General features: G+C 58.7%; 18 protein-coding genes and 4 pseudogenes. 13 read left to right on the top strand and 9 right to left on the bottom strand.

Annotation, left to right across the window (positions count from 1 at the left end):
• Window positions 1-11: 11 nt before the first annotated feature.
• A complete protein-coding gene (locus tag BM234_RS00545; RefSeq protein ID WP_139226751.1) occupies window positions 12-6251 on the bottom strand; it encodes an RHS repeat-associated core domain-containing protein in 6240 nt (2079 codons plus the stop codon).
• A gap of 252 nt (window positions 6252-6503) precedes the next feature.
• On the opposite strand from BM234_RS00545, the pseudogene BM234_RS00540 reads away from it, so the two are divergent.
• The 3 genes and pseudogenes from BM234_RS00540 (at window position 6504) to BM234_RS00525 (ending at window position 10948) form a co-directional block, all read left to right on the top strand.
• Window positions 6504-7450, top strand: a pseudogene (locus BM234_RS00540) (IS630 family transposase).
• 1045 nt (window positions 7451-8495) lie between these two features.
• Entirely contained in the window at window positions 8496-10514 is a 2019-nt protein-coding gene (locus BM234_RS00530) for a putative bifunctional diguanylate cyclase/phosphodiesterase (protein ID WP_175501163.1), read from the top strand.
• Window positions 10515-10720: 206 nt separating this feature from the next.
• A complete protein-coding gene (locus tag BM234_RS00525; RefSeq protein WP_092059598.1) occupies window positions 10721-10948 on the top strand; it encodes a hypothetical protein in 228 nt (75 codons plus the stop codon).
• A 79-nt stretch (window positions 10949-11027) separates the two neighbouring features.
• Here the strand turns inward: BM234_RS00525 and BM234_RS17605 are convergent.
• The 5 genes and pseudogenes from BM234_RS17605 to BM234_RS00505 form a co-directional block, all read right to left on the bottom strand.
• A pseudogene (locus BM234_RS17605) lies at window positions 11028-11587 on the bottom strand (integrase core domain-containing protein); the annotation flags it as partial.
• A 55-nt stretch (window positions 11588-11642) separates the two neighbouring features.
• A pseudogene (locus tag BM234_RS00520) lies at window positions 11643-12580 on the bottom strand (IS5 family transposase).
• A gap of 36 nt (window positions 12581-12616) precedes the next feature.
• Window positions 12617-13077 (bottom strand): annotated as a pseudogene (locus BM234_RS17600) (transposase); the annotation flags it as partial.
• A 667-nt stretch (window positions 13078-13744) separates the two neighbouring features.
• Window positions 13745-14074: a chaperone modulator CbpM gene (locus tag BM234_RS00510; RefSeq protein ID WP_092059596.1), complete on the bottom strand. Its 330-nt coding sequence runs from the start codon at window positions 14072-14074 to the stop codon at window positions 13745-13747.
• Window positions 14071-15015, bottom strand: a complete 945-nt coding sequence (locus tag BM234_RS00505; protein WP_092059594.1) for a DnaJ C-terminal domain-containing protein — start codon at window positions 15013-15015, stop codon at window positions 14071-14073. The genes BM234_RS00510 and BM234_RS00505 overlap by 4 nt, the downstream gene beginning before the upstream one ends.
• 348 nt (window positions 15016-15363) lie before the next feature.
• On the opposite strand from BM234_RS00505, the gene BM234_RS00500 reads away from it, so the two are divergent.
• From BM234_RS00500 to BM234_RS00490, 3 genes are read left to right on the top strand one after another with little or no spacing between them, the layout of a single operon-like run.
• On the top strand, window positions 15364-16383 hold the full coding sequence (locus BM234_RS00500) for an efflux RND transporter periplasmic adaptor subunit (protein ID WP_092059592.1): 1020 nt from the start codon (window positions 15364-15366) through the stop codon (window positions 16381-16383).
• Window positions 16383-17588: an ABC transporter permease gene (locus tag BM234_RS00495; RefSeq protein ID WP_092059590.1), complete on the top strand. Its 1206-nt coding sequence runs from the start codon at window positions 16383-16385 to the stop codon at window positions 17586-17588. The genes BM234_RS00500 and BM234_RS00495 overlap by 1 nt, the downstream gene beginning before the upstream one ends.
• A complete protein-coding gene (locus BM234_RS00490; RefSeq protein WP_092059588.1) occupies window positions 17585-18262 on the top strand; it encodes an ABC transporter ATP-binding protein in 678 nt (225 codons plus the stop codon). Before BM234_RS00495 ends, BM234_RS00490 begins: the two co-directional genes overlap by 4 nt.
• 122 nt (window positions 18263-18384) lie before the next feature.
• Here BM234_RS00490 and BM234_RS00485 read toward each other — a convergent pair whose 3' ends face one another.
• From BM234_RS00485 to BM234_RS00475, 3 genes are all read right to left on the bottom strand, one after another.
• On the bottom strand, window positions 18385-19140 hold the full coding sequence (locus BM234_RS00485) for an SDR family NAD(P)-dependent oxidoreductase (protein ID WP_092059587.1): 756 nt from the start codon (window positions 19138-19140) through the stop codon (window positions 18385-18387).
• A gap of 185 nt (window positions 19141-19325) precedes the next feature.
• Window positions 19326-19505, bottom strand: a complete 180-nt coding sequence (locus BM234_RS00480) for a hypothetical protein (RefSeq protein ID WP_092059585.1) — start codon at window positions 19503-19505, stop codon at window positions 19326-19328.
• An 82-nt stretch (window positions 19506-19587) separates the two neighbouring features.
• On the bottom strand, window positions 19588-20019 hold the full coding sequence (locus tag BM234_RS00475; protein WP_092059583.1) for a cupin domain-containing protein: 432 nt from the start codon (window positions 20017-20019) through the stop codon (window positions 19588-19590).
• Between the two features lie 426 nt (window positions 20020-20445).
• On the opposite strand from BM234_RS00475, the gene BM234_RS00470 reads away from it, so the two are divergent.
• The 7 genes from BM234_RS00470 to BM234_RS17595 all read left to right on the top strand — a co-directional run bounded on the left by BM234_RS00470 (window position 20446) and on the right by BM234_RS17595 (window position 26783).
• The gene (locus BM234_RS00470; RefSeq protein ID WP_092059582.1) at window positions 20446-20862 is read left to right on the top strand and encodes a hypothetical protein; all 417 of its coding nucleotides are present in this window, start codon (window positions 20446-20448) and stop codon (window positions 20860-20862) included.
• A gap of 62 nt (window positions 20863-20924) precedes the next feature.
• Complete coding sequence (locus BM234_RS00465) at window positions 20925-21272, top strand: hypothetical protein (protein WP_092059580.1); 348 nt, start codon at window positions 20925-20927, stop codon at window positions 21270-21272.
• A gap of 196 nt (window positions 21273-21468) precedes the next feature.
• The gene (locus BM234_RS00460; protein ID WP_092061258.1) at window positions 21469-22920 is read left to right on the top strand and encodes a YfcC family protein; all 1452 of its coding nucleotides are present in this window, start codon (window positions 21469-21471) and stop codon (window positions 22918-22920) included.
• Entirely contained in the window at window positions 22917-24140 is a 1224-nt protein-coding gene (locus BM234_RS00455) for an arginine deiminase (RefSeq protein WP_092059578.1), read from the top strand. The genes BM234_RS00460 and BM234_RS00455 overlap by 4 nt, the downstream gene beginning before the upstream one ends.
• Before the next feature lie 10 nt (window positions 24141-24150).
• Window positions 24151-25152: an ornithine carbamoyltransferase gene (gene argF, locus BM234_RS00450; RefSeq protein WP_092059576.1), complete on the top strand. Its 1002-nt coding sequence runs from the start codon at window positions 24151-24153 to the stop codon at window positions 25150-25152.
• Window position 25153: 1 nt separating this feature from the next.
• On the top strand, window positions 25154-26170 hold the full coding sequence (gene arcC, locus BM234_RS00445; RefSeq protein WP_092059574.1) for a carbamate kinase: 1017 nt from the start codon (window positions 25154-25156) through the stop codon (window positions 26168-26170).
• A 262-nt stretch (window positions 26171-26432) separates the two neighbouring features.
• Complete coding sequence (locus BM234_RS17595) at window positions 26433-26783, top strand: CsbD family protein (protein WP_245752416.1); 351 nt, start codon at window positions 26433-26435, stop codon at window positions 26781-26783.

Here is a 26783-nt window from a genome sequence, read left to right as displayed (position 1 = left end):
ATGAACCCCCGTTATTTATAAAGCCCGGGAAACTGCTGATTCAGTTGCGGGTTGGACAGCGCCGGAGGAGCTATGCTCGTTTCGTAATAGTTGTCGGAAAGGCCCTGTTTGAACGCGGCTGCGCCGTATGCAGGAAGGTATCCCCCGCCAAGCGAGTAATACTGCGAAATGTGACCCTGCTCATGCGTTATAAGTTGATCTGCAGCGATCAGATCGCCCAGGTTCTTCAACTTCGTGAAGTCACCGGCGATTGCCAAGTCGTATGGTGTGGGGTTGATCGTCGAGAATATTCCGATATTCACTCCGGGGCCCGCCATCTTGGAGTTTGCTCTAAACACGTACCCATTTCGATACCAAGTGGGCTGCTCGCCACGGCTCAGCACCAGGCCGACCGAGTAGCCGATCGCGTTGGTGGCTTGTCCGGCAACGATTGCCCTGGTCGCTCCTCGCAGCATGGCTTCGCCGGCATCCCCCCCGTAGACCTGTGAAACGACGAAGCCCTGGGCAGCACCGCGTAGTGCATCTCGGCCAATTTGCCCGAACACGGCTTCCGACGGTGAATCCGCGGTGATCGCGTTTCCATATCCTAAGCCCACCGCACCGCCAACGAAGCCCGTGATTGCCCCCGTCGCCACCCCACGGCCGATATCCCCTCCATTGGCCGCCGCGCTGAAAGCGCCCGTAAGGGCGCCGCCCACGGTACTACTCGCCAAGGCGCTACCCGTGAGCTCAAATGCCGCAGCATAGCCCACGTAGGCCAGCGCGCCGGTCGCCGCCCCGAAAGCAGCGCCCTTGATGATCCCGGCGAACACGTCTTTGTCATTAATAATTGCATCGATTCCGCCAATCGCCGCTCCGGCAATAATCGCGACGACTATGAATGGAAGATCCCCGTTTGGATCCGAGTATGTTGCGGGGTTGTTGAACGAGTACGCGTACCGGTTTGAACGGGCCATGGAGCCTGGGTCAACCGCGATGCCGTCTGGTTGCAGGAACCGATGCAAGTCCGGCGCGTACTGGCGTTGTCCCATCGTGTAGAGATCTGTGGCTTCGTCCAACAGGGATCCGTCGAAAGCGTGGAACAATCCGGATGTCAGCCCGGCCTTGCGCACGTTCGCTTCGCTGCGGACGAGATTTCCCCAAACGTCGTAATCGAAGCGGGTCTCCGTGATCCCTTGACCGCTTACCAGCGCCCGGACCGAGCGCTTGTAATCGGCAACCAAGACATGCAGCTCGGCATTGTTCGCGTCTTCAGTCGCGATTAGGGCCCCGTCGGCATAGATCTTGCGCAGGCAGCCCCGGGAATTGCACTCGTAGTGTTTCCCGATGTAAGCCGTCGTTCCGCTTGGCGTTTTGCGCGCCAGCAACAGGCCGTCACCGTCGAAGATGTACTCGACAACGAGCCTACCATCTCGAACAACCTTGGATACGCGCCCGGTTTCTTCGTAAGTCAAGTCCCAACGTGAATTGCCCTTGCTGATCCTTGTCACGCGCCCAAGTGTATCGTATTCCAACCGGGCGCCGAGAACTTCCGTTAGCCTGTTATCCCCACGCTTCTCCTCCTCAGGAAACGCGGTCCCGCTATCAACCGGGGCAACCGGGTTGTCGAACCTATCGTAGTCCCAGTCCGTGGAGACACCTTCGACGCTGTAGGTCTTCAAGCGAAAAAATTGGTCGTATTCGAACTTAGATGTGCCCGTACTGGAGTCGGAAAGAGCGGTGACATTTCCTTGGCTGTCATAGGACAGGCCCTGGGAAAGTATTGTCTCGCCTGCTCCGAAAGCATGAATGTTGCAGACACGGAATGGATGCTCGCTACACGTCGTGTTTGGGTCCTTGCCGTAGCTTACCTCGATCTCCGTGCCGCCAAGGTATTTCACCCTTTGCGCGCCGGTTCGCGGATCGAAATCGGCGTACTCGGCAAGTACATTCTGGTCGTCTCTGACGCGGCTTAACCACCTCCCAACGTATTCGTATTGCAACACTTTTCCGTCGGGGTAGACCAACTTGGACAAACGTCCGTCGGCGTCAAAAACCGTGTGGGTAGAGTACACTTTCCCGTCGATCGACCGCACCGATGCTGCTAGCTGGCCGGACGCGGCATACGCGAGCGTGGTACGACCGACGGCATCTAGTACCGAACTCATCCTGCCGACGGCATTGAGCCCCTCGTCGTATCGGTAAAGAACTTTCTTAATCGTGTCGCCCGAACCATCTTGGACGCGCTTTTCGATCACCCGCCCGAGGATATCGCGCCGAAGGCTCGTTTTCTGCCCCGTGGGATCGATTTCTTCAACGACGTTTCCGGTCGAATCGTACCGGTAAACCCGCTCGCCGCTGTCCGGCGTCGACACGGCGATCCGGCGGCCAAGGCTGTCGTATTTAAAGCGTTCCTGCCTGCCACCGCTCGATATACCGACGACCAGGCCGAGCGCATCGCGCTCGAAAACGGTTTCCCGACTTGCCTCGGAAGGGCCAACGTAGCAGTCGTTTGCGCGTTCGGCATACTCCCGGAACTTGATCACCTGCCCAGAAGAGTCGAGTTCTACCGCCCGGCGCTGTCCGGTCGGATCCACAGTCACCAGAGCAAGCGGGGCATAACACGTTTGGTGCAGCCTGGATCCGTCGAATTCTCGCCGTAGAATTCGCCCGAGTGAGTCGTATTCGAACGTCGCCCAGATCTCGGCCATTCCCTCAGGCGTGGAACTCGTCGATCGCGCTACCAAGCCGTAACTGTTGTACTCGGTATGCGATCGCGCGGTCTTCGTATCGGATAGCAAGACGGTAAGCCAGGACCGCCCGAGCCCATCAAAATAGTCATCCTGCCATATGCCCATTGCACTCGTGGAACGAACGCGTTGCTTGTTCGGGTCGCCCCAATCGAAGAAGTCGAAACGAACTTCCGAACCGTCCGGGTTAATCTCGGAAGTTTTCCTACCAAACTCGTCGTAATCGTACCGCGTCGTGGCGCCGTTCGCGTCGGTCACGCTCAGTAGCGTACCGTATAGCCTATCATCCAATTGGCCATCCATTCCCGCGATGGCCTGGCGGACCACGTGCCCCAGACCATTTCGCGAGGTCCGAACGAAAGTGCCGGTTCCATCGTAAGTTAGGGTCAACTCGTTTCCGGTTTCGGACCGTGAGCAAATCAAGTTGCCATATTGGTCGTAGCGCATGGCGACAACGACATCGGGGCCGACATCGTTCCAACGAACGATCTCGGTCGTGTTTCCCCTTTCGAGTCGAGCAGGTTCGATGTCCTGACTGTCACAGCCGGCCGCATCGTCATAGGCATAGTCGATACGGGCGACCAGTTTCTCGGTCGCCCGGCCAGCAAAGGCCTTCTCGGTCGCGACCCGGTCGCTGATATGGTTGGCCTCTGGCACGTAGTCCCAGGTCATGGTCCTGTCGTCGGAAGCGATACCCGGCAAACCGAGGTGGATTTGCCGGATCCGGTTCCCGTTTTGGCTTTCGTACTCGGCCTGTATGCGATTGACCTCTACGCACCGCGTGTTGGCGCATTCAATCTCGGTTCTTTCCTTCAACGGAATGAAATACCAGGGTCCGTCAACCAATACCTCGTAGGTGTTCTCGACCTTGGTTAGCGTTTCTCCTCCAAGCGTCTCGACCGTGTGGGACTTGAGGCGTCCGCGCATCTTTGCCACGGCCGAGTCCGGGTCCGCCCTACTTGGGGCGTTCCCATCGCCTTGCAGGAATACGTACCTTTCGACCTTGCCCTGCACGCTGTCGTCGCCGGGCGTCGTCACCCGAACCGAGCCAAACCCCCGGAATTGGTTCTGTACGACGTTGTAGATACCGTTCGAGAACTCGAAGGATTGCTCTACGGTGTTGCCACGACCGTCGTCCGTTGAAACCTTGGAGGGCAGCAACTGCACGTAGGGCATGCGAACTTGGGCGGGTCCGGAGGATGGTCTGTAATCAATGCGGGTTGATCCGCCAATTTGATTCCTGATGCTACGTAGCTTGTCGGAAGCAAAGTCAGTTCTGAAATGGCACGTGATGCCCTTTGGACCGCGAAAACAAGCATCGAGGGCACCGTTGCCATCGAAATCAACAAACCTGAGGGTTTTGTAAATATTTGCCTGAGACCAGTCAGGTTTGCCGCCGTCCTTGAACGCCGGCCCCCGGATTCCCGCCGTTGAAAATCGACCTCTTTCATCCGTCAGGTAGCATATGAGTCCGTCCGCATCCCGCCCGCAAACGTCGTCCGTCCCGTCACCGTTCAAATCCGTGAACCGAATGGACTCGAACCTTTGCGGTTGGCTCCAGTCTTTTGGGTCTGGAGGCGGCACTAACATCCCTGGGGGGACCACGGCGACCACGTCTGCCCAGGCCGGGCCCCGGATCGGGGTGTTCAAGTCGAACTTGCCCAGTGTGTTAAGGTAGCACACAATGCCGCTTTCATCACGCCCGCAAACATCGTTCAACCTGTCCCCGTTGAGATCGGGAAAACTAATGGTCGAGTTGTATTGCGGGAGCTTCCACTCCGTATTCTCCGGGTCTGCATTGCCGTCAGCCCAAGCTGGGCCCCGGATCGGGTTTGCGAGGTCGTAGCTCGTCCCTGTAGATATGAAGCACTCGATACCATTGCGATCTCGCGCGCAGACATCGGCCATTTCATCATCGTTCAAGCGAATAAACTGGATGGTCGAGTGGTAGCGCGCTTCGCTCCAATCCGTGTTATTGACAACTTCTGGTAGATTACCAATCGTGACGACAATGTCCTTCCACCTTGGGCCGTCGATGCGCGCACCACCTCCCAACCGGAAGCCCGATTGGCTACCTGGGAAACACTCAATGCCGGGCTCTGTCAGTCTGCAAATATCGGGAAAACGATCACCGTTCACATCCACATATCTCACCGTCGAAACAGTCGGCTTATACTTGAAATCCCACTTTGGGCTGGAAACCGGCTGGAGGTCATTGCCAATAGACAACCAACACTGCAGCGCGTGACTAAAGTGTGCACAAACATCGGCCGCCCCATCTAAGTTAATATCCGGATACTGCACTATAGAAGCATCGAAATTCATCCGTCCTTCGCGGTATCCCGGTAATTGTTGGGGATCTTGCAAGGTCTTCCCTTCTCGCGCCCAACAGGTAAGCGCGCCCGCTTCTGGTATACAAAACTCGGCGAGTGCGTCAGCATTTCTATCAGGATATGCCATTAGTGAAGCGCTAGCTCCGCCCGTCCAGCGAATTTCATCTGTTCCTGAAGAATTCGCTGGGAGCACTACATCGGCTTCTGACGAAAAAACGGGCGCGCTTTCATAGTAGTCAATGACGGTCGGGCGCAAAGAATCTCCGGAGGCAAAAACCTGCGTGGCCGCGATCAGCAATGATCTACGGGACCCAACCGATGTCTTGTAAGCTAAGTCATACTTCCACTGAAGCTTCCCATACGAACTGACCGCAATCGATTTCATCCGACGATCAGAAACAATCCGCCTACCGTCTAGAAAACCGATAGATACGTCCGGACGCGCTTCGTATTCGAAACGCACGGCGTGTGGAGGTTCGTCAACAACCTCACCGTTGGCATTCTGCGACCCGGAATACCGGATTTCATGGATGTACCGCTTGTTGCCCCTGATACGGTATTCGTAACTGGCAAAATTTCCGTTCGTGTCAACCACCTGGTCAACATACCACCTAGTTGCCCTCCCATCCGCCCCTTGGTCTCTAGTGTTCGATGTTGAGCCAAACCGATACTGGACGCCGGAACGGTCCAACGCCAGCCACCCATTTTCTCCAACCTCGATGTAGTCCGTGAACGAGCCGTCTAGTTGTGGCCGGTAAGTATTATTGGTATGGCGAACCAAGCTTGTCGTCCCCGAGTCAGTGAGCAACGTGAATGGAACGTTGGCGTTGTTAAGTTCATCCCCAACGGTGATGATTCCCGGGTTAAAGTCCCAGCCAATTCCAAGCCATCCGTTCTCGTTGGTACTCTTGTAAGTCAGCGCAACCGAAGGGGTCATGCCTCCGCGACCGGGAGGCAAAGCAATGGGTATCGAGGCAGAGAGTATTCCCGAAAAAAGATCTGGCACGATCGTGGACGCGGCCGCTGCCGTTTCTCCCGAACTGAATCCTGAAACCAACGATATTTTAGCAGCGGAGACAACTTCAATTGGGGTTGGCTCTTGCTCTTCCTGCGCCCAAACCGCCGAGGTATGAACGGCTGCAGCAAGCATGGAGACAACAGCAAATTTTCGAATGCAAATGCCAGCCATGTACAAGAACTCCACCAATTTTGCGTTTAAACTTCCATCGACACTAACCTGAAAAATTGAGACTGAGGTTAGCTAATGCAACTAAGAGTGAGCAAGAAAAAACGAAAACTTCGCGACTTAGGTCGGGTTCACGGTGGAACGAAGCGAAAATGACATGGCACGATATCGTGCGATCGTAACGTGAACATAAACTGCCAACCTATTGATGGGACGTCAGTTTCACTGCACTCCTCCATTGGCTCAGGGGCAGCGATGGGCAAACCACTTTCCATGAACCTTAGGGAACGAGTGATCGGGGCGATTGACGGGGGCTTGAGCCGACGGGCTGCAGGGGCGAGATACGGTGTCGCGCCGTCTACGGCGATCCGCTGGGACAATGAGCGGCGGGCCACGGGGTCGTTCGCGCCAAAACCGCAGGGCGGTGACACACGCTCTCGTAAGATCGAGGCGAACGCCTAGGTGATCCACGCTGCGTTGGAAGACACGCCTGACCTGACGCTAGCGGAATTTTGCAAGCATCTGTCCGAGCACGGCGTCGCAACCTCGACCTCGTCCCTGCGGCGGTTCTTCCGACGCCACGGCATTACACGCAAAAAAAAGACCGACCACGCCGTCGAGCAGGATCGCGAGGACGTCCTGAAGAAGCGCCTGGACTGGTTCGACGGGCAGTTCGACCTCGATCCGGAGCGCCTGGTGTTCATCGACGAGACCTGGACAGCCACGAACATGGCCCGCAGTCACGGGCGTTGCCGCGAGGGCGAGAGGTTGCGGATGGGCTTTCCGCATAGGCACCGCAAGACAACGACGCTGGTCGCCGGGTTGCGAAAGACCGGCATGGTCGCGCCAATGACGCTCGACAGGCCGATAAACGGCGACTGGTTCGAGGCCTATGTCCGCCACGTGCTGATCCCAACGCTGCGCCCCGGCGATGTCGTCATCATGGACAAACTCTCGAGCCACAAACGGGCGTCGGTGCGGGAGATAATGGAGGCGGCGGGCGCAAAGCTTCTGTTCCTTCCGCCCTATAGCCCTGACTTCAACCCGATCGAGATGGCTTTCTACAAGCTCAAGGCGCTGCTCAGAAAGGCCGCGGCCGCACCGTCAATGGCCTTTGGAACGCGATTGGGCGGCTCGTTGACTGCTTCACGCCACAAGAGTGCGCCAACTACTTCGCGGCCTGCGGATACGATGCAGATTGATCGAAAAACGCTCTAAACCTTTGCGCAGTGCGGGGCAAATGACTGCGTCCCATTGCAGGTTTGGTGAGATCCCCAAGTCGGTCTGGTTCCAACACGGTTCAATTTGACCAAACCCACGCAACCGCCAAGCGCCCGACGCAGCGCGCTAGAGGGCGATTTCATGTTGCACACATAGTGCACACGCGGCCTATCAAGTTATTGATAGTAAATACAAACCTGTCCAATCCATCATCGGGGCAATGCTGAGCCGCGAGGCTGATTTTTCTATCGAGTTTATGGACATGACAGGAATTCCGAGGTTTCGTGACTTTTCCGCATTTCCTGTGACTTACCCCCGATTTTCGGTGGTTTCCGTGGGTTTCCCGAGAACGCTTGCTACCAAATAGCAGCTTTTTACGCGGCCAACACCCCCAAGTGATGGGCCCTCTTGGAACGCAGCCCCACCCATTCCCAGCCCGGACTTCACATAACTCAACCGAGCGGTTTCCTGTGCCGTATTGGTGGCGACCTTGGTCTTGGACCCTATTTTTGACATCACCACCTGCTCCATCAACAGTCTGGCAGCAATGGCCTTGAGGGTTTTGTTTACGGCCTCCCTAACGACCTCATCAGAGGCACCAGGCGCAGCAAGAATGTTGGAGACCGGGAATGCGTCTTGCCCTTGGCATCCCGCGTGAGGCGCCCGATGTTTTTCACGATCTCGGTCAGACTGGATCGGTAGCTGGCCGTCAGCGCATGCTCACACCAGATCCATTTGCCCCCTCCTTGGCAAACCGCACCCAACAGCCATGGCCCCAACAGTGTGTGCTTGTTCGCCTCCGGCAGCGCACGAGGCGGCAATGACGTTGAACCATAACAGTTCTGCCGGCTCAGGGAACGTTGGGTTGAATGAACGAATTTTAGTCAACCCTTACCCGAAGAATCCCATCGTTGGGCAAGGTTCATTCAGGTTTCTACGTTAACTTGACGACGTGTTTTGGTTCTTAATGAGGTAAACGGTATGCAGGTTCGGAGATATTTGCCTGCACACAGCAGCAGCACGGCGATGCTGTCCGTTGTTGGCGCTTTGATATTTGGCATCGCCTATTTCGCCGTCTCAACGTGGGAGGTGTCGCGCGTCGAACGCAGCCTCAGATCCCAGTTGATCGAAATGACCAACGGCTTTGTCTCTGTGTTCGATGAGCATCGCGGAGAGGGGGCGCCCGTCCCGGCCAAGTTTCGTCGACTGGGGATCGAGCAGTTCACCAACAGCGAAGCCGATTTGGATACGGGCGTTCGAACGAGCGTTCGCATGCCTGGACGTCCGGGCCTGGAATTGCAGACCATTGAGGACAATGTGCGGATCGGGCAAATCATCCAACAATTCGTCGATGGTGCCATCACCGGCCCCGTGCGCGAACACCGCATCGAAGACGGGCGACTGATTGGACGCACGATTTACCCATCTGTTGCCAGCAGCGAAAGTTGTGTGTCCTGCCACAACGAAGCATTGGGCCGCAATGCATATCAAATCGGCGATATCATGGGGGCGTTTGTTGTCGAAAGCGACCTGACTGCAATTTCATGGCGCAACGCGCATTATTCGGTAGCGGCCTTCGGAATTGCCCTGATCGCCTTTGGCGCGCTGGCCCGGCGCGAGCGTGGTCGGATGGGCGAAATCGTCAGCGGTCTCGAAGCCCGTGTCCTTCTCGAAACAGAAAAGGCCGAGGCCGAGGCACATGCGAGCTTTCTGATGTCGCATGACGCGCTGACAGGATTGCCCAATCGCACAATGTTCAGCGACCATCTGACTACGAAACTTGCAAATCGTCACAAAACCGGCATCTCGGTCGCGGTTCTGGATCTGGACGACTTCAAAACGGTCAACGACACAATGGGACACGAGGTGGGGGATGCATTACTGACGGAAGCCGCTAAAAGGCTTTCGGTGTTGATCAAGGACAGTGACAGTATCGTTTCGCGTCTTGGCGGAGATGAATTTGCGGTCGTTTTTCAGATTGGTGATCTCTTTCAATCGTCTGACGCAGCGGGACGCGCAATTATGCAAGTCCTGACCGACGTATTTGCGTACTCGGAATATGTAATTCAGCCTAAATGCTCGGTCGGGATTGCGACAATCTGTAACGACGCCGACAAGATTTCGCCGACCGAATTACTACGCTTCGCAGATGCCGCGCTTTATGAGGCAAAAAAGAAAGGAAAGAACCATTACAAGATATTCAATGAAACGATTCGTTCGTCCCTCATACGACGTACAGAGATCGCTTCACAGCTTCCTGATGCGATCATCCACAACGAGATACGCGCAGCTCTACAGCCCAAACTGTGCCTGACGACCGGTGAATTCATGGGTTTCGAGGCGCTTGGACGCTGGCAGTTAGCCGGAGAAGATGTGTCACCGGCTGAATTTGTGCCCATTGCGGAGAAGATCGGCCTGATCCGAGAACTCGACCTCGCTGTGCTACGGTCGGCCGCTGAATTTGCCGCCCGAGAAGAGGCCGAAACAGGCATATGCGTCCATTTGTCTACAAACATATCCGCTCTCAACTTTCGCTCCACCGGCCTTGCTGAAGCGATTCAGGACATTCTTTGGCAAACCAAGCTGCGGCCGGATCGCGTCACTCTGGAAGTGACCGAAAGCGCGGCGGTCGAAAACTGGGGGGCCGTTCAGGACGTGCTGGCCATCCTGAGGCCAATGGGTGTGCGGGCTTCTCTCGATGATTTCGGAACCGGCTATTCATCGCTGAGCTATTTGCGGCGGTTTAAGTTCGAGGAAATTAAGATCGATCGGCATTTCATTTCGGACATCGTCGAAGATCAGGAAACCCGTTTCCTTTTCGAAAGCATCGTGGACATGGCGGAGGGACTGGGCAGTTCTTTGGTAGTCGAAGGGATCGAGACGGCAGAGCAGGCCAGTATCGTCGCCGAGAAAGGTGCTCTTATCGGGCAGGGCTTCTTGTTCTCACGTCCCTTGGAGATTGCCGAAGCGAAAGCCTATCTGAGGATTAAGAACAGCTTTGATACACAAATCCCGTCAGGGAGTCACCTTGCGGATCCAACGTAAAATCTTGGCAGCATGAGCAGTCGGGCTCCCCCTCCCTTGAGCCCGGCGTATTCGTCCAATTCGTTTCGTGCGTCGGAAAGCGTTGCACAATCAAACTATTGAGATAAAATCCGCAGCGGCCGTAGACGCGGGCGTTGGTGAAACGCTACGATCGGTTGCGGCCGGATTCAATCGATCTCTGACGACCAAAAACGCGGGCGGAGTAGTTGATCGGCGGCCCCGCTGCGGTGCTGTTGCGCGAAGTGCTCGATGCAACCGGTATCGTGCCTTGGATGGCGGCACACTCGCATCACGCTGGATGTCGACAGACTACCGATCGAGGTGCATGGCCACCAACCAAAGGCGGAGCGAACGCCCCCTATCGCGCCCGGATCTATTATCCGCTCCTCACCTCCATCGCCGAAACCGCCGAAACCGCCGAAATGCTGGACTGAGCAGCCCTTCTTCAGGAGTTGATATTGAAAGTTAGAGCATGGTTGGCCTTTGGCCTATCGAGACGACGGCCTCTGGCGATTACGAGTAAAATCCCAGAGCACTGTGGGATCGCTTGCATTTATTGGTTCCTCCAATTTTCTATGATGATCTGAGCTTCTTTCAGCGAGTGAAAGCCCCCCGTTCAACAACTCGTCGAGCATGCGCCCATCGAAACTGTAGCAGGGCCCGTTCTTCCATCGCGTTCCGGGCACAAGGAATGCTGTCTTGGCCCCGTCAGCTTTGCTCCAGCTTCTAACGGCCTCAGCGACGGAACTCCGTTCCGTTGCCTGACCGGATGAAAGCTACCTCGCCCCGAAGGATGAACAGGTCGGTCAGATCATCTATGCCTCGTTCGAGTTCAGTTTCCGCTTCACCCGGAGCGCCTGACATTCCCGACTGTGTTTGTGGATAATGTTCAGCGTCCTGATATCATCGGTTCGGTGGTGCACGAAGTCGTACGTCCAAACGCAATTGCGTTATTCGGGACGTATCCGGGCGCATGATCCATCGCCCTTACAGAGCCGACCCTTCTTGGGTTGTTTCATTGGCACTCTCAGCCCATCGCATCTCCACAAAAGCTCGACGCATTTGTCACTCACCGGCGTTGTTGCGGGATTCACACCTGACCCGTAGCTGCCCCTTTCCCCTATTCCGTCAGGCGACGCAGATGATTTCGGAACTGGTGAGGACGTTGAAGCGATACATGAGTGCGATGCGGACATGGATTTCGGCGATCTGGTGGTCGAGGCCTCGTCCCGCGTTACGCTCGCCGAAGGATTGCAGGCAGCGCATCTTTGACTTGATCCGGCTGCGGGCGTGGTATCCAGTCCAGCGCTTCCAGAAAACCCTACCGTAGTCTCGGATGGCGCGCAGAGTGACTTTTCGGGCCCGAGCGGCGGGACAGTCCTCTTTCAAAGGCCGCCCGTTTTACGGATCGGAATGATCTGGAAAGCGTCACGAGCAATGATGGCGCTGTGACAACGGCGCGTGTCACAGGCGCCGCCGGCGGTCACAGTGCCAATCTGCTCTGACTCGGGCATTTGATTGAGTATGTCAGGAGGGCGCGGGCCATCACCGTCGCGGCTGGGGGTGAATTCCACGGCGCGGATGTTTGTTGTGACCCGATCCATCGCCAAACATGCCTTGCGCCACTGGCGTCGCCCCTGAACGCCGTGCTGGCGCGCCGTTCATTCACTATCGACCAGAACCTTGATCCATGTGCTGCCTACCAGCAGGTTCAGAGGGCCATCCGCACGGCGATATGGGATCTTCTGGGCTGAGTTTTTCTGCCTACGGGGAAGAGCCAAAAGGTCTGGTACCGGCCAGCCCGCACTGCCATCCACACCGTGCTAGCGACCATCCCGGCGGTCTGGCGAACCGGCAGCTTGAACAGCACGTTGATTGACAGGCAGAATGGGATGGCCGCGTGGCGCGCGTGCTCCCCGCCCGTCGCGCGGCACATTCCAAGTCATGCCCTTGTCGCCCCAGATAGGCAGGGATCCTCGCTTGCGCAGCGCTGCGCTGTAACTGAACCGGTTCGTTGTGCGGTAGCGGCGGGAAAACGTTTGCTCATGCACCGCATCTGTCGCCATGGATCCCCCCCGTCGTCAGTCTTGTGCAACATCGCCCTGCCAACTCTCTCGCCCAGGCAATAGGTGCAGCCGTCGATGACCGAAGCGCCGACTCTCACCGGACAGCTCCTTCAGCCTTGTTCACAACTCGGCATCCGTCGGCCCGTTTGATCGTCGCCGATAAACGCGCGGGTCTATCCCGTCCAAGGCACAGGCCCGCTGTTGGTCGTTGTTCTTCTCTGTCATGACACAGTCTACGGCTCTCCGTCTTGCAGCGGGCTTCAGCAGTTTCCCCCCAGCATCTCCTTGAGCGTGGCCACATCCAGCATGTGCTCCGCGTGCATCTTCTTGAGTTTCGCGTTCTCAGCCTCCAGTGCCTTCAGCCGTTTGGCCTCCGACACTTCCATGCCGCCATACTTCGAGCGCCACTTGTAAAGCGTGCCATAGCTGATGCCGTGCTTCCGGCAGAGCTCCTCGGCTCCTATGCCGACTTGGGGCTCCTTCGCGATGCCAATGATCTGCTCTTCGCTGAAACGGCTTTTCCGCGTCGTCTGTCTCCTCGTTTGGAAAACTGGCTAACTCCAAACCCCGGACTTTTCAGGGGAGGACGTCACCGGTGACGCCTAAAAAAAAACTCCGAGTTTTTCCGCGACGTGCTGTGAGATGGCAGACGTTCTGCGATTTGTAAGAGTTTCGTTCGATCATTTGGCGCAGACGAGAGGACGACCGATCGACGCGGACGCGCGCTTTGCGCATGAGGATGACGGCCAACACATCGTGGCTATCCTTGGTTATTCGAATGCTGTTTGCGCCAAGTTTTCGGCCGGCCAAAGAAACGCTCCGCGACGGCAAGCTGTTGCCTATGGTCAGGTCGGAGCGGAGATAACCGGACGTTAGGCCTCTGCGCGATCACATGCTCATGGCAAATCAGCGGTGTGGACTGAGAAGATGGTCTAGGTAGTGACGCCACCCCGAAACGCTGCCTTGAAATGCTCCTCCCGCGTCCGCTGCCGGATGATCGGCGCCGAGCAGCTTGGATGACGTGTTCGAAATACCACCATTCCTCGTCCAATACCGGATCTCGTGACATGCGGGTATTCGATACAGATGCCAACTCGGGTGACGCAGAAGGCCCTGCGTGGATTCCTTTCGTCCACACGGTCTAGCGCCCCGCCCGAGCGCCGCTTAGCGCTTCTTCATCTCCGCCATAATCCTGGCCTGAAGTTCCGATGGAAGGGCCTCAATCGCGCTGGCCAAGGTTGCAAGATCTTGCCGCGCGGCGTGCAATTGATCGATGAGCGAGATCACGATGCCAAGACCAGCCACGTCGAGATCAAGCCCCTCCGAGAGGTCACACAAAAGCTCCAGCCGTGCGATGTCGATACGGCGAAACACATAGCCTTTGGCCTCCCGCTCTGGCTTGACCAAGTCGCCCTCGACAAAGCGGATGAGTTGGGTTCGGGTCAGCCGGGTTACGGTGGTCACCACGTCTTCTTCGGAATATCGGTCTGTCATTTCTCAGCCCTTTCCATCAGATCAACGCGTGGGTCGAAGTCATGGGTCTTGCGCCATTCCACAAGAAAATCCCGGAGACTGTCATCCACTTCGGGTGGCGCGACGATTTTCAACTCGACCTTCTGATCACCCTTCGTCTTATACCCGGTGCGTGCGACCCCGCGTGCCCGCAGGCGCAGGACCTGGCCCGAGCTTGCCCCTGACGGAATGGTGAGACCCACTGGGCCATCTATGGTCGGCGTTGCCACCTTGCCCCCAAGAATGGCCTCGTCAATTGTGATCGGCAGCGTCAGGAGAATGTCGTCGCCGTCTCGACGGAACACCGGATGTGATCGCACCAAAACGGTGATAAGCGCATCCCCCGCGGGACCGTCGCCAAAACCCGGCGCCCCCTTGCCGCGCAGGCGCAGTGTCTGGCCATCCTCTGTGCCGGGCGGGATACTCACCTTGAGGCTATGGCCATCCGGCAGAGTGATGCGGGTTTCGGCGCCCCGCGCCGCATCTAGGAAAGGAACTTCGAGGCTATAGCGGGCATCCGGTCCCCGGGCGGAAAATCCCCGGTCGGCAAAGTCCCCACCAGCCGACCGCGCGCGATTGCGGAGGATTTCGGCAAAGATGTCTGCCTGATCAACATCCGGTCCGAACCCGCGCCCTTGTTGATAAGTGTTGTCCGATGCGTTTGCGAAATCCCGGTAATACTGCCGCTGCGGACGTTCGGCGCCAAGGCCGTCGATTTCTCCGGCATCATAGCGCGCCCGGGTCGCGGGGTCTTTCAGGATATCATAGGCTGCGGAAATCGCCTTGAACCGGGCCTCGGCACTCGCGTCGTCCGGATGCAAGTCAGGGTGACTTGTCCGAACCAGTTTGCGATACGCTTTCTTTATCTCATCGGCCGTGGCGGACTTGGTCAGGCCAAGCACGTCATATGGATCGTCAGACATCCAGACGCCCCCTTTGGCTCCGAGAGCTTGCCGCGGCGGATCGCGCTCGGAAGTGGTTTCAACCCTTGCAGGATGCAACCGCCAGGGCGTGCCCGTCACTGATCCAAATCAATGCGCTACGGCCAGCCGAATTTATGCTGTACAGGCTATCGTTCGTTCGGGTCCTCCTGTCGGTCGATGCGTTGCTGAAAACCAGAAGGGGCCACCTTGACCGCAGCGAACCAAAAACCGGAACGGGAGGACAATCGCGCAGCGGAGCAAGGCGCGCCCGTGCGCTCGCCTCCTGTACCTGCTCTGCGCCCGGCAACCCCGGCACCTGCATTCACGTGGCATCGCTGGTTGTGGGGGATGGTCGGACTGATCGGCGTCGCAATTGTCGCCATTGGCTATGTCCAGTTCTGGGCCGCACGACCGCTCTCAGTGGCAGTTGAAATTGCCGCATCCGCTCCGGTGACGCGGGTGCTCGCGGTGAATGGCCGTATTGCCGCCCGCCATTCTGTTGATGTGACATCCGTGATGACGGGGCGTCTTGTCTCGCTGTCCGTGTCCGAGGGCGACAGTGTCCGCGTGGATGACGTCCTCGCGCAGGTCAATGCCGCCGCACAGACGGCGATTGTCCGGCAGGCGGTGGCCGCACTGGATGCCGCCCTCGTGGCGCAACAGCAGGCGACCGAAACCTATGAACGTGCGGTCGCACTGGGTACCAATATTCCCAGACTTGAACTCGAAGAAAGCGCCCACGCCGTCCAGTCGGCGGGACAAGAGGTCGCCCGCCTCACTGCCATTTTGGATCAGGCTCAAATCGTTCTGGAGGACTATACGATCCGTTCTCCAGTCGACGGAACCGTTCTTGAATTGGACGCAGAAGAAGGACAGATCGTAGGGCCCGCCAACCGTCTGCTAACCCTCGCAGATCTGAGCGAAATACTGGTTGAGGCCGACGTGGACGAGGCCTATGCGACCCAGATTGCCGTGGGCCAGCCTGCTGTGCTGCAACTGGCCGGAAACACCGGGACACACCAAGGGCATGTCAGCTTCGTGTCCAACCGCGTCGATGAAGCGACCGGTGGACTTGCTATCGAGATCAGTTTCGATGCGCCGATTGCGGCCCCGGTCGGACTGACTGTTGCCACGAATGTCATTGTAGACCGTCGCGATGCAGCGCTGACCGTGCCGCGAACTGCCCTAGTGAATGGCGACGCGGTTTTCGTGGTTGCGGACGGCGTCGCACGGCTGCACCCTGTGACGGTCGTGGACTGGCCCGCAGCCCGATTGATTACGACAGCAGGGCTGGACGAAGGCACCACCGTGATTGTCGATGCAACTGGCATCTCAGACGGTCAATCGGTCTCCGTGGAAGAGCCCTGATGCTCTACGCGCTCAAGATTGCGACCCGATATCTCACGGCCAACAAAGCCCAGACCGCCCTACTGGTCACAGGTGTCGCGGTGGGCGTGTTCATCTTCATCTTTATGTCGGCGCTGATTGGGGGATTGGCCGAATTCATCCTCTCGCGCACCGTAGGCGATATCAGCCACGTTACAATCGAGGCCGAGTTCGACGATCCCCCCCTTCTGATCTCTCCACGCGGCCATGTGCTTGTCGTGGCCGAACGGGGTCGCACGCGCACTGCAACGCTGACAGAGGCCGCCACTTGGTTGCCGCTGATCGAGGCCGTTCCGGGGGTCAAGGCCGTGTCACCGCAGATCACCGGCGCGGGGTTTCTCACACGCGGCGCGCAGGTCGCACAGGTCAGCGTGACTGGTGTCGAGCCGGGGCGCGAATCCGCAATCCTCGACTTGGATGGCTACATGGTGGAGGGCGAGGCACGACTTGGCTCGGGCTTGATCGTGCTTGGCCGTGAACTGGCTGATGATCTTGCGTTGACCATTGGTCAGACGTTGCGGGTGCAAAGCGCAAATGGTGTGACGGCTGCCCTGACGCTCAGCGGCATCTTTGACACTGGCAATGGCGGAATGGATGGGGCACGCGCCTTTACAAGCCTTTCGACCGCCCGCACGCTTTTTGCCATGCCCCAAGGCGTCACGCGCATCGAGATAAAGCTCGGCGAGTTGAACGCTGCCGATGCCACCGCCCAACGGATACGGGCCATGACGGGGCTTGATGCCGTGCCCTGGACGGACGGGGCCGAACAATTGATGGAGGCGTTGAATGCGCAGGCACAGACCGGCTATTTCCTCAAGACCTTCGCGCTCATCACCATCGTGATTGGTGTGGCCTCGGCGCTGCTTCTATCCACTTACCGCCGCCGCCCCGAAATCGGGATCATGCGGGCGATGGGGGCCGGACGCCGGTTTGTTATCTTCGTCTTTGTCGCACAAGGTGCGCTGATCGGGCTGATGGGGGGTGTCACGGGTGCGGCGCTCGGATATGTCGCCCTGCTGCCCTTTCCCTCGCGCGACGCGTTCGAGGCGGGAACCCTGCCGATGGACATCACGCAAGGTTCCTATGGTCTGGCCATCACGCTCACGGTCATCGGCGCCATCCTGGCCTCCATCCTGCCCGCACGTTCGGCCGCACGGGTCGAACCGGTCACGGCGATCGGCCAATGAGCGCCCTTCTGGAGGTCCGCGACCTGTTCAAAACCTATGGCACGGGAGACACCGCGACCCGGGTGCTGCGCGGTTTGAACTTGCGCCTTGAGGCGGGGGAAATGGCCGCACTTCTGGGTCCTTCGGGTTCGGGCAAAAGCACGCTCCTCACGATCCTTGGCACGTTGACGAAACCCACATCCGGCAGCTTCGTTATGCTCGGCAATGATATGATCGCTGCGGGCGACAAAGAATTGACCGACTTTCGCAATGCCCATATCGGCTTCGTTTTTCAGTTCCACAACCTCCTGCCGGATTTCACAGCGCTGGAAAACGTGGTGTTCCCCTCGGCCGTTCGTGAAGGGCGCGAGACGCCTGCTGCACGAGCGCGCGGCCGCGATTTGCTGACACGCATGGGACTGGCCGACCGGATCAATTTCCCCACGGCCAACCTTTCCGGAGGGCAAAAACAGCGGGTCGCAGTGGCCCGCGCCCTGATGAACAGTCCGGAACTTGTGCTGGCGGATGAGCCGACCGGCAACCTCGACCGCGCGTCGGCGATGCAGGTTATGGACCTGATCGGTCAAATAAACCGCGACGAAGGAACGACTTTCCTGATCTCGACCCATGACGACAAGATTGCAGGTCTTTGCCAGCGCCAGATCGTAGTGGGAGATGGGGTTGTTACGGGGTAGTGCCATACAGTCGGCCGCCCGGATTCCGCTCCGTTCGGAAAAATACACCGACACGTCTGATACACTTGAGGACTACCCCGCATCCCTTGCCCACATGGCGGGCAAGCCTTGGCCAACTGCGATTACTGCGCGGTATAGCCCCCGTCGACCAAATGGTAGCTCCCAGTGATAAAAGAGGCCTCATCCGAAAGGAGAAAACAGGTCAAGGCCGATACCTCGGTAGCCTCTCCAAGCCGCCCCGCCGGGTGCAAGGCGGCAATGCCGTCAAGCGCGGCAGCATCGAGGTTCTTCTCCAAGAGCGGCGTCGCGATGAACCCCGGACCGACCGCGTTCACCCGGACCCCTGCCTTGGCGTATTCAATGGCTGCGACCTTTGTCAGGCCAACAACCCCATGTTTGGCCGCGACATAGGCCCCCGCCGTCGCAAAACCGACCGAGCCCAAAATGGACGCCATGTTGACGATGGAGCCGCCACCCGCCTTGACGATTTCGGGAAGGCCGAAGCGCATGCCATGAAACACACCGGTCAGGTTGACGTCGATGACCTTTTGCCATCCTTCCAGAGGATATTCCCCAACCGGTTTCGCCGGGCCGCCAATACCCGCATTATTGACCAGAAGATGCAGTCCGCCCGTCTGTGCCACAGCGAAGGCGACAAGGGCTTCGACATCCGCGGCGACGCTTGAATCGGTTTTATGAGCAAAGGCGGTGCCACCAGCCGCTACGATCCGATCCGACACGGCTGACATGCCCGCCTCGTCCATGTCAGCCAAGACCACTTTGGCGCCAAAACGAGCTAGATCGAGTGCGATTTCGGCTCCGATGCCCGATGCCGCGCCGGTCACAATGGCTGTCTTGTTGCTGAAATCAAAGGTCATGACGGCTCTCCTGTCGATGGATATTTGTGAGAGAGGTCGCACAGGGTGAATCGCTGCGCGCTGATCTGAATCAACCCGGCCCGTGACAGTCCCACCTGCCCTCGCCCCAGCATCGGGCGACACCAAACGGCGCAGCAAAGGCGATTTGCGGGTGAGGACGAAGCTGGATGAGCGACAGCAGTAGTCTAGCGCCCAACCGGACGGCTCTGCCACTGCTGTGCACGATGCCCCAGATAACACCCATCAACGCCGCGACTGAGCGCCAGCAAGATAGCCCGCGCACGCTGGGCGGCCAACTGGTCATCGATCGCCTCAGCATCGCCTTCCGCGTCGGCCTTCGCGTTGATCTTGCTATCGAGTGACATTCTGATTTCCCTTGGGCTCAAAGATATCGGGATGTGGTGGCGACTGAACTGGTGTCCGAGAGCAAGTTGTATGTGTCGCGGATCATGGTTTGGCCTCGACTCGGACCACCTCTGCTGCCTGCTCGGTGGCCTTTCCGGAGAAAGCCTCGTCGGACGCATCGGCCTCGGCTTTCGTCTTTTGCACCAGTTGGTCTTCGTGGTGCGGCGGACCATAAAGCGTATAAAGCCTGAGCGCGTCATGACCTGTGCAGATAACATTGTGGTGCGCGCCAGCGGGCACGACGATGCCATCCCCGGGGCCAACCTTGTGCGGCGTGCCATCGATCACGACCCGCCCCTTACCCTTTTCAATGCGAAAGAACTGATCCGTGTCGGAGTGTATCTCGCCACCGATTTCAGTCCCGGGTTCCAGCGACATCAGAACCAGTTGCAGCTTCGTCCCTGAATAAAGAACGCGCCGGAAGTCGGTGTTCTCTTCCGTCAGTTCTTCGATATTCCCAACATATCCGATCATGGTTCCTCTCCAACATTTCTGCATCTTGTCTGTCGACTTTACCCTAGGTGCCGCAGATACGCCTTCGCCGCACTGATCGGGGTTAGCGGCATGCCGCAGTTCGCGTCGTTGCGGCGCGCCCAAGCTGCGTTTCGTCATCAAACCGGGAGTTAATCGCCGGCCATAAACCTCGCAGCACGGACCTCGAACGCTACCTACAACAACGGGTTGGTCGGCCGGTGGGCGTGGCGCAGCGCGAGTTCGGGTTCACAAGCAGATCACACAGAGGCTTTCATAGGCTCTTATTGATCTGGGTCAGCACATGTTTGCGCGGTTTCCGTCAGTTTAGTCGTAACCGAATGTACGACACCCGCCCGCTTCGGTTCGACCGGCACCACGATATTGGCCAATTCGGCACATTCGAACGGTGCCAGCAAGGATACCACAATGGCACAGGCCACGACACAACTTGGACAAGACCCGAAATACGAACGTTTTCTGCACGCGCCCTTGGGCGAAGATCGGCGCGGGAGCATCGTCACCGTTCTGTCGATGTTTGCCCGGCTCGGCGTGGACCCATGGACCGAAGCATCGAAGCTTTCCAAGCTGCCCGAGTCCGCGGCACGGCAAAGGCTGGAGGAGTTGATGGCGCGTTTCCACGACGTATCGACACCCGCGCCAGATCGGGGCAGGATCGTCCAGAAGCTTCTTGCTTTTCTACCGAGGCCGGCGGCGTCGGCAAGTTCGACTTCGGACAGCGCACGAGGCAGGTTTGCGTTCCCATCGCAGGGATCCCCGATCTACTGGATCCTCGCCGCGGCCCTGTTGCTCGGCTGGGGCGTCATGCTGGCACAAAGCCAATGAGAAGTACCCATGCGCAATACAACCATCACACGGCGCCCCCCTCCCTTTGAAAGGAACCCTGAATGACCGAAGATGACACCCTTTGGGATCTGGAAGAACGCTTTTGGACACAAGGGGCCGACAGCGCCCGTCATGCCACAGCAAAGGACGCCGTTTTCGTACTGCCTTTCCCTGCGGGCATTCTTCAGGGCGATGCACTCTGGAGAGAAAAGGAGATCGCTCAGCGGTGGCGCTCTGTGACGATGACTGAACGTTTCATCTCCTTCAAGAGCATCATTGCCGTGTTGGCCTATCACGTTGCCGCCGAACGTAGCGACGAGCCGTTCTATCAGGCGCTCTGCACCTCGACCTACCTGAACGACGACGGCAAATGGCTGCGCCTTGCGCATCAGCAAACGCCGCTAGATTGATCCTGAGGGTTCGCCTGCGCAGCGTCTGCTACGCAGCAGGGTTCAGGCAAAGCATTGGGGACGGTTCGCGTCCTGATCCCCAAACCTCGGTGATGCGCGCGGCTTAACCTCGGTCAGTCCGCGATCCGCAATCCTGCATCATGATGAGTCTACCCGCCGGTTCTTTTCCATGACCGGCCAGGGAAAGGACCTCATCATGCCACCCGCCAAGACGGCCCCAGCTGATCGCAGGCCCCGTTTCCGTTTCCCTTCGGCATATACCATTCTCTTCGCGCTCATCGTGATCATCGCAGGCCTGACATGGGTAATACCGGCCGGCCAGTATGAGCGCGTGGCTTCAGAGGCGCTCGGCAACGACATCCCTGTGGCGGGAACCTATGCGACCACCGAGGTAGATCCGCAGGGCGTGTTCGACATCATCCTCGCTCCAATTGCAGGTTTTTATGATCCGGGCAGCTACTCAGCCAATGCCATTGATGTCGCGCTATTCGTTCTGATGATAGGCGGTTTCATCGGTGTGGTAACCGCCACCGGTGCCATCGATACTGGGATAAAGCGCGCGATGGCGCGGCTGAAGGGTCGGGAAAAGTGGATGATCCCGATCCTCATGGCGCTCTTCGCGGTCGGCGGCTCGACCTATGGCATGGCCGAGGAAACGCTGGCTTTCTACGTCATCCTCACACCGGTCATGATCGCGGCGGGCTACGACGCCCTGACCGCCGTAGCGATCATCTTGCTGGGCGCCGGAGTGGGCGTGCTTGGCTCGACCGTAAACGCTTTTTCCACCGTGATCGCGTCGGACGCCGCCGGAGTGCCCTTCACCGACGGGCTAATGCTGCGGCTGGCTCTGCTGGCGCTCACCTTCGCCGCGGCGGTTACTTACGTTGTGCGGTATGCCGCTCGGGTCAAGGCGGACCCCTCGCGCTCCCTCGTCTTTGACCGCAAGGCCGAGAACGAGACGTATTTTCGCGGCACGATTGAGGCCGGGACGACCGAATTCACAGCGCTGCACAAAATCGTTCTGCTGCTCTTCGGCGCAACCTTTGCGCTGATGATCTGGGGCGTCTCGCTTGGCGGCTCGTGGATGGCAGAAATGAGCGGGCTGTTTTTGTTCGCTGGCATCGGCATCGGGATCATAGCTCGGTTGGGCGAAAAGAGGCTCGTTGATGCCTTCGTCGGCGGAGCGCGCGACCTGCTTGGCGTGGCACTGATCATCGGGCTCGCGCGCGGCATTGTGGTGATCATGGACGCGGGCCACATCACCGACACGGTCCTGCACTGGGCCGAGAGCACCGTCGCGGGCCTCAATGAGGTCGCCTTCATCAACGTGATGTACTGGATTCAGGTCGTCCTGTCGTTCTTCGTGCCCTCGACCTCCGGCCTTGCCGTCCTGTCCATGCCGATCCTTGCCCCCGTCGGAGACTTTGCCGGGGTATCTCGCAGCCTTGTGGTGACGGCATTCCAATCGGCAGAAGGTGTCGTCAATCTGGTTACCCCCACCTCTGCAGTTGTCATGGGCGGCCTCGCCATAGGGCGCGTGCCCTATGAACGCTGGCTGCGCTTCGTCTGGCCGCTGCTGCTCGGCCTTACCATAATAGTCATGGTGGCTCTCAGTCTTGGCGTTCTGTTGCAAGGAACACCGGCATGAGCATCCTCTACGGTGTCCATTCCGAGGCGGGCAAGCTGCGCCGCGTCCTCGTCCACAAGCCTGGGGCCGCCATGGCGCGCCTGACGCCTGCGAACTGCGCAGAGCTGCTGTTCGATGATGTGATGTGGGTCAAACAAGCGCGGATCGACCACATGACGTTTACTGACGCCATGCGAAATCGTGGCGTCGAAGTGGTGTATCTGCGCCAGTTGCTGATGGAAACGCTCAAGGATGTGGAAGCCCGCAGATGGCTGCTCGAAGCGCGGATCAGCGACAACACCGTAGGTGTCGGTCTGACGCACGACCTGATGGCCTATCTGATGGAGATCGACGCAGACCTGCTGTCGACCATCCTGATCGGCGGGATGAGCAAGGCTGAACTCCCCATTGCCGCCAAGGGCGTCCTCGCCCCCATGCTGGAACCTGCCGATTTCATTCTGCCCCCCCTCCCCAACCACATTTTCACCCGCGACACGACGGCGTGGGTCTATGGCGGCGTCACACTGAACCCGATGCATTGGCCCGCGAGACGGCTGGAAACGCTGAACCTCGCTGCGATTTACCGCTTTCACCCCGACTTCAGAAATGCGGGATTTCCCATCTGGTGGGGCGATCCGCTGGTCGATCATGGTCCTGCGACAGTCGAGGGTGGCGATGTCATGCCCATCGGCAATGGCACGGTCCTGGTTGGCATGGGAGAGCGCACCACGCCCCAAGCGGTCGGTCAAATCGCGCGTGGATTGTTTGCTGGTGGGGGTGCCACACGCGTCATCGCTTGCCAATTCCCCAAATCTCGCAGTGCGATGCATCTCGATACGGTCTTCACCTTTTGCGACCGCGATCTGGTGACTGTCTTTTGCGACGTTACCAACGCGATCCGCTGCACCAGCTTGCGTCCAACGGATCATAAAACGATCGCCATCGAGGTCGAGAGCAAACCCTTCCTCCAGGTGGTGGCGGATGCCTTGGACATCAAGAAACTCCGCAGCGTGCCCACCGGCGGCGATGCCTATGAATCCGCCCGTGAGCAGTGGGACGATGCCAACAATCTCCTATGCCTCGAGCCCGGCGTAGTCGTCGGATACGAACGCAACGTCTATTCCAACACCCTCCTGCGCAAGGCGGGTGTCGAGGTCATCACCATCCCCGGAGCAGAGCTTGGGCGCGGGCGCGGCGGGTCACATTGCATGACCTGCCCGCTGGTCCGCGACCCCATTTAAGGAACGACCAATGCCACAAAACCTGCGCGGACGCAGTTTTATCAAACTACCGGATTTCACGCCAAACCAGATACGGCACCTTCTGCAACTCGCCGCAAGCTTCAAGATGGCGAAAGCTGGGGGGTACGAACGACAAATGCTGGAGGGCAAGAACATTGCCCTGATCTTCGAAAAAGACAGCACGCGCACCCGCAGCGGGTTCGAGGTAGCAGCCTATGACCAAGGCGCGCATGTCACCTATCTGGGGCCATCTGGCAGCCATATCGGCCATAAGGAATCTATGAAGGATACCGCGCGGGTGCTGGGGCGGTTCTATGATGGTATTGAGTTTCGCGGCTTCAGCCAGAAAGACGCAGAGTTACTGGCTGAGTACTCCGGCGTGCCCGTATTCAACGGTCTGACGGACGATTTTCACCCCACACAGACCCTCGCCGACCTGATGACCATGCGGGAATTCACGAACAAACATCTGTCTGATATCGCCTTTTGCTTCATGGGAGATGCAGGAAACAACATGGGCTCCAGCCTGATGTTGGGCGCTGCCATGATCGGCATGGATATCCGCCTGTGTGGTCCGCAAAGCTGTTGGCCTGACTCTGCGCTCATCGCCCAGTGCAGGACCATCGCGGAAGCTACAGGGGCCCGGATCACCCTGACCGAGAAGCACGCCGAAGGGCTTGAAGGCGCCGATTTCGTCTACACCGATGTCTGGGTCTCGATGGGGGAGCCGGACGAAATCTGGGAAGACCGGATCGCCCTTTTGTCGCCCTATCAGGTCAACAAAAAGGTCATGGAGATGACCGGCAACCCGTACGCGAAATTTCTTCACTGTCTGCCTGCCTTTCATAACCGCGACACGGAAGTGGGGGAGGCGACATTCGCAAAGTTCGGCATCGACTGCATGGAAGTGACCGAGGACGTGTTCGAAAGCGCAGCCTCCGTTGTCTTTGATCAGGCAGAGAACCGGATGCACACGATCAAGGCCGTTCTTGTCGCCACGATGGGCCCCTGAGATGCGCGTGGTGGTGGCCCTTGGCGGCAACGCGCTTCTGCAAAGGGGGCAGCCGATGACGGCCCGGGCGCAGCACGCGAATGTACGGACCGCGGCGGCGGCGCTGGCGGACTTGGCTCGCGACCATCAGATCGTCGTGGCGCACGGCAACGGACCACAAGTCGGCCTGCTCGCTCTTCAGGGGGCCGCCTATGATCCGGAGAGGCCTTGGCCGCTGGATGTGCTTGGTGCCGAAACCGAGGGCATGATCGGATATCTGATCGAGCAAGAGTTGATGAATGCCCTGCCCGAGGGATCGAAATGCGCCACCCTGCTCAGCCGGGTCGAGGTCAACCCGAAAGACCCTGCATTCAAGACCCCCACCAAGCCCATCGGACCCGTCTACACAAAGGCCACTGCCGCACAGGCGGCACGCGATCATGGCTGGGAGATGGTGACCGAGGCGACCGGCGGCCAGCGCCGTGTGGTTCCCTCACCACTCCCCGTCAGGATCTTCGGACTGTACGCAATCAAGCTCCTGCTGGACAACGGGCACATCGTGATCTGCGCTGGGGGCGGTGGCATCCCCGTCGTGCGGACCATCAATGGAGAGATGACTGGCGTAGACGCCGTCATCGACAAGGATCGGACAGCGGCCCTGCTGGCTTTGGGGCTGGGCGCGGACGCACTCTTGCTGCTGACCGATGTTCCTGCGGTCTTCCATCACTTTGGCCGCGAGGATCAGAGCGCGATCCGCGACACCAACACAGAGGCGCTCGAAGAGCTGAATCTTGCAGCGGGATCGATGGGTCCAAAGGTCGGTGCCGCCGTTGCATTTGCCCGGGCCAGCGGCAAGCTTGCCGGCATTGGGCAACTGGCGGACGCCCGCGCGATCCTTGAAGGCCGGGCGGGAACGCGCATCCTGCCGCCCATTGCGCATACCCGCCGAAACAACGGGACCCGACCAAGGACATCCGGGTTCACGGGCGCTGACCAGTCTGTGTCAGTGTGGCTTGATGACGGCGGTGCAGTGGTCTGAAGGTTCACCGGATTCTGGTGAATATGTACCCAGTCCGAGCGAGCGTAGGACACGCACGATACCCTGTCCCCACTCCCCATGCCCTTGCGTGCTCCGCTCCCCCGGCGTCCGCGAAGAGCCACCGCAATGACATCCGACCCCACCTGATCATCCCATGTCGCAGACCGGATGGATGCCTCGCAGGACAAGGCGCCCTCCGGCCCGTGGAAGGATGATTCCCGGGCTGCTTGCAGTCGCTCATGCGGGCCGAAACGAGAATGACGTGAACAAGCTGCTCGACGCGGCAATCCACGCGTCGGGGTGGCGTGTTGATCGCCGGCTGTTGCTGTTCTTCATGACCGGACCAACCTGCGTCAGTGCGGGAAAATTCGAGAAACGGTTAGCTGGCCCCTACCCTCCCAACATGTGGCAGGGACGTTCCCTCAGAAAGGACTACACCATGGACAAGGATCGCGTACTCGGTGCTGCAAAGGTTGCCAAGGGCAAGGTCAAGGTCGCAATCGGCAAGGCGATCGGCGATGCGAAGCTCGAGGCAGAGGGCCAAGCCGATAAGGTCGAAGGCAAGGTTCAAAACGCTGCCGGTGGCATCAAGGATACGCTTCGGGATGCATAG

The sequence above is a fragment of the Poseidonocella pacifica genome (assembly GCF_900111875.1).
In the GTDB taxonomy this organism is placed as follows: Bacteria; Pseudomonadota; Alphaproteobacteria; order Rhodobacterales; family Rhodobacteraceae; genus Poseidonocella; species Poseidonocella pacifica.
The sequence above is the reverse complement of the archived record's forward strand: the minus strand, read 5'-3'. Positions and strand labels throughout refer to the sequence as shown.

Excerpts from the sequence above, each read along its gene's own strand:
- BM234_RS00545 (WP_139226751.1), bottom strand. The coding sequence starts at position 6,251 with ATGGCTGGCATTTGCATTCGAAAATTTGCTGTTGTCTCCATGCTTGCT.
- BM234_RS00530 (WP_175501163.1), top strand. The coding sequence starts at position 8,496 with ATGCTGTCCGTTGTTGGCGCTTTGATATTTGGCATCGCCTATTTCGCC.
- BM234_RS00510 (WP_092059596.1), bottom strand. The coding sequence starts at position 14,074 with ATGACAGACCGATATTCCGAAGAAGACGTGGTGACCACCGTAACCCGG.
- BM234_RS00505 (WP_092059594.1), bottom strand. The coding sequence starts at position 15,015 with ATGTCTGACGATCCATATGACGTGCTTGGCCTGACCAAGTCCGCCACG.
- BM234_RS00500 (WP_092059592.1), top strand. The coding sequence starts at position 15,364 with ATGGTCGGACTGATCGGCGTCGCAATTGTCGCCATTGGCTATGTCCAG.
- BM234_RS00495 (WP_092059590.1), top strand. The coding sequence starts at position 16,383 with ATGCTCTACGCGCTCAAGATTGCGACCCGATATCTCACGGCCAACAAA.
- BM234_RS00490 (WP_092059588.1), top strand. The coding sequence starts at position 17,585 with ATGAGCGCCCTTCTGGAGGTCCGCGACCTGTTCAAAACCTATGGCACG.
- BM234_RS00485 (WP_092059587.1), bottom strand. The coding sequence starts at position 19,140 with ATGACCTTTGATTTCAGCAACAAGACAGCCATTGTGACCGGCGCGGCA.
- BM234_RS00480 (WP_092059585.1), bottom strand. The coding sequence starts at position 19,505 with ATGTCACTCGATAGCAAGATCAACGCGAAGGCCGACGCGGAAGGCGAT.
- BM234_RS00475 (WP_092059583.1), bottom strand. The coding sequence starts at position 20,019 with ATGATCGGATATGTTGGGAATATCGAAGAACTGACGGAAGAGAACACC.
- BM234_RS00470 (WP_092059582.1), top strand. The coding sequence starts at position 20,446 with ATGGCACAGGCCACGACACAACTTGGACAAGACCCGAAATACGAACGT.
- BM234_RS00465 (WP_092059580.1), top strand. The coding sequence starts at position 20,925 with ATGACCGAAGATGACACCCTTTGGGATCTGGAAGAACGCTTTTGGACA.
- BM234_RS00460 (WP_092061258.1), top strand. The coding sequence starts at position 21,469 with ATGCCACCCGCCAAGACGGCCCCAGCTGATCGCAGGCCCCGTTTCCGT.
- BM234_RS00455 (WP_092059578.1), top strand. The coding sequence starts at position 22,917 with ATGAGCATCCTCTACGGTGTCCATTCCGAGGCGGGCAAGCTGCGCCGC.
- argF (WP_092059576.1), top strand. The coding sequence starts at position 24,151 with ATGCCACAAAACCTGCGCGGACGCAGTTTTATCAAACTACCGGATTTC.
- arcC (WP_092059574.1), top strand. The coding sequence starts at position 25,154 with ATGCGCGTGGTGGTGGCCCTTGGCGGCAACGCGCTTCTGCAAAGGGGG.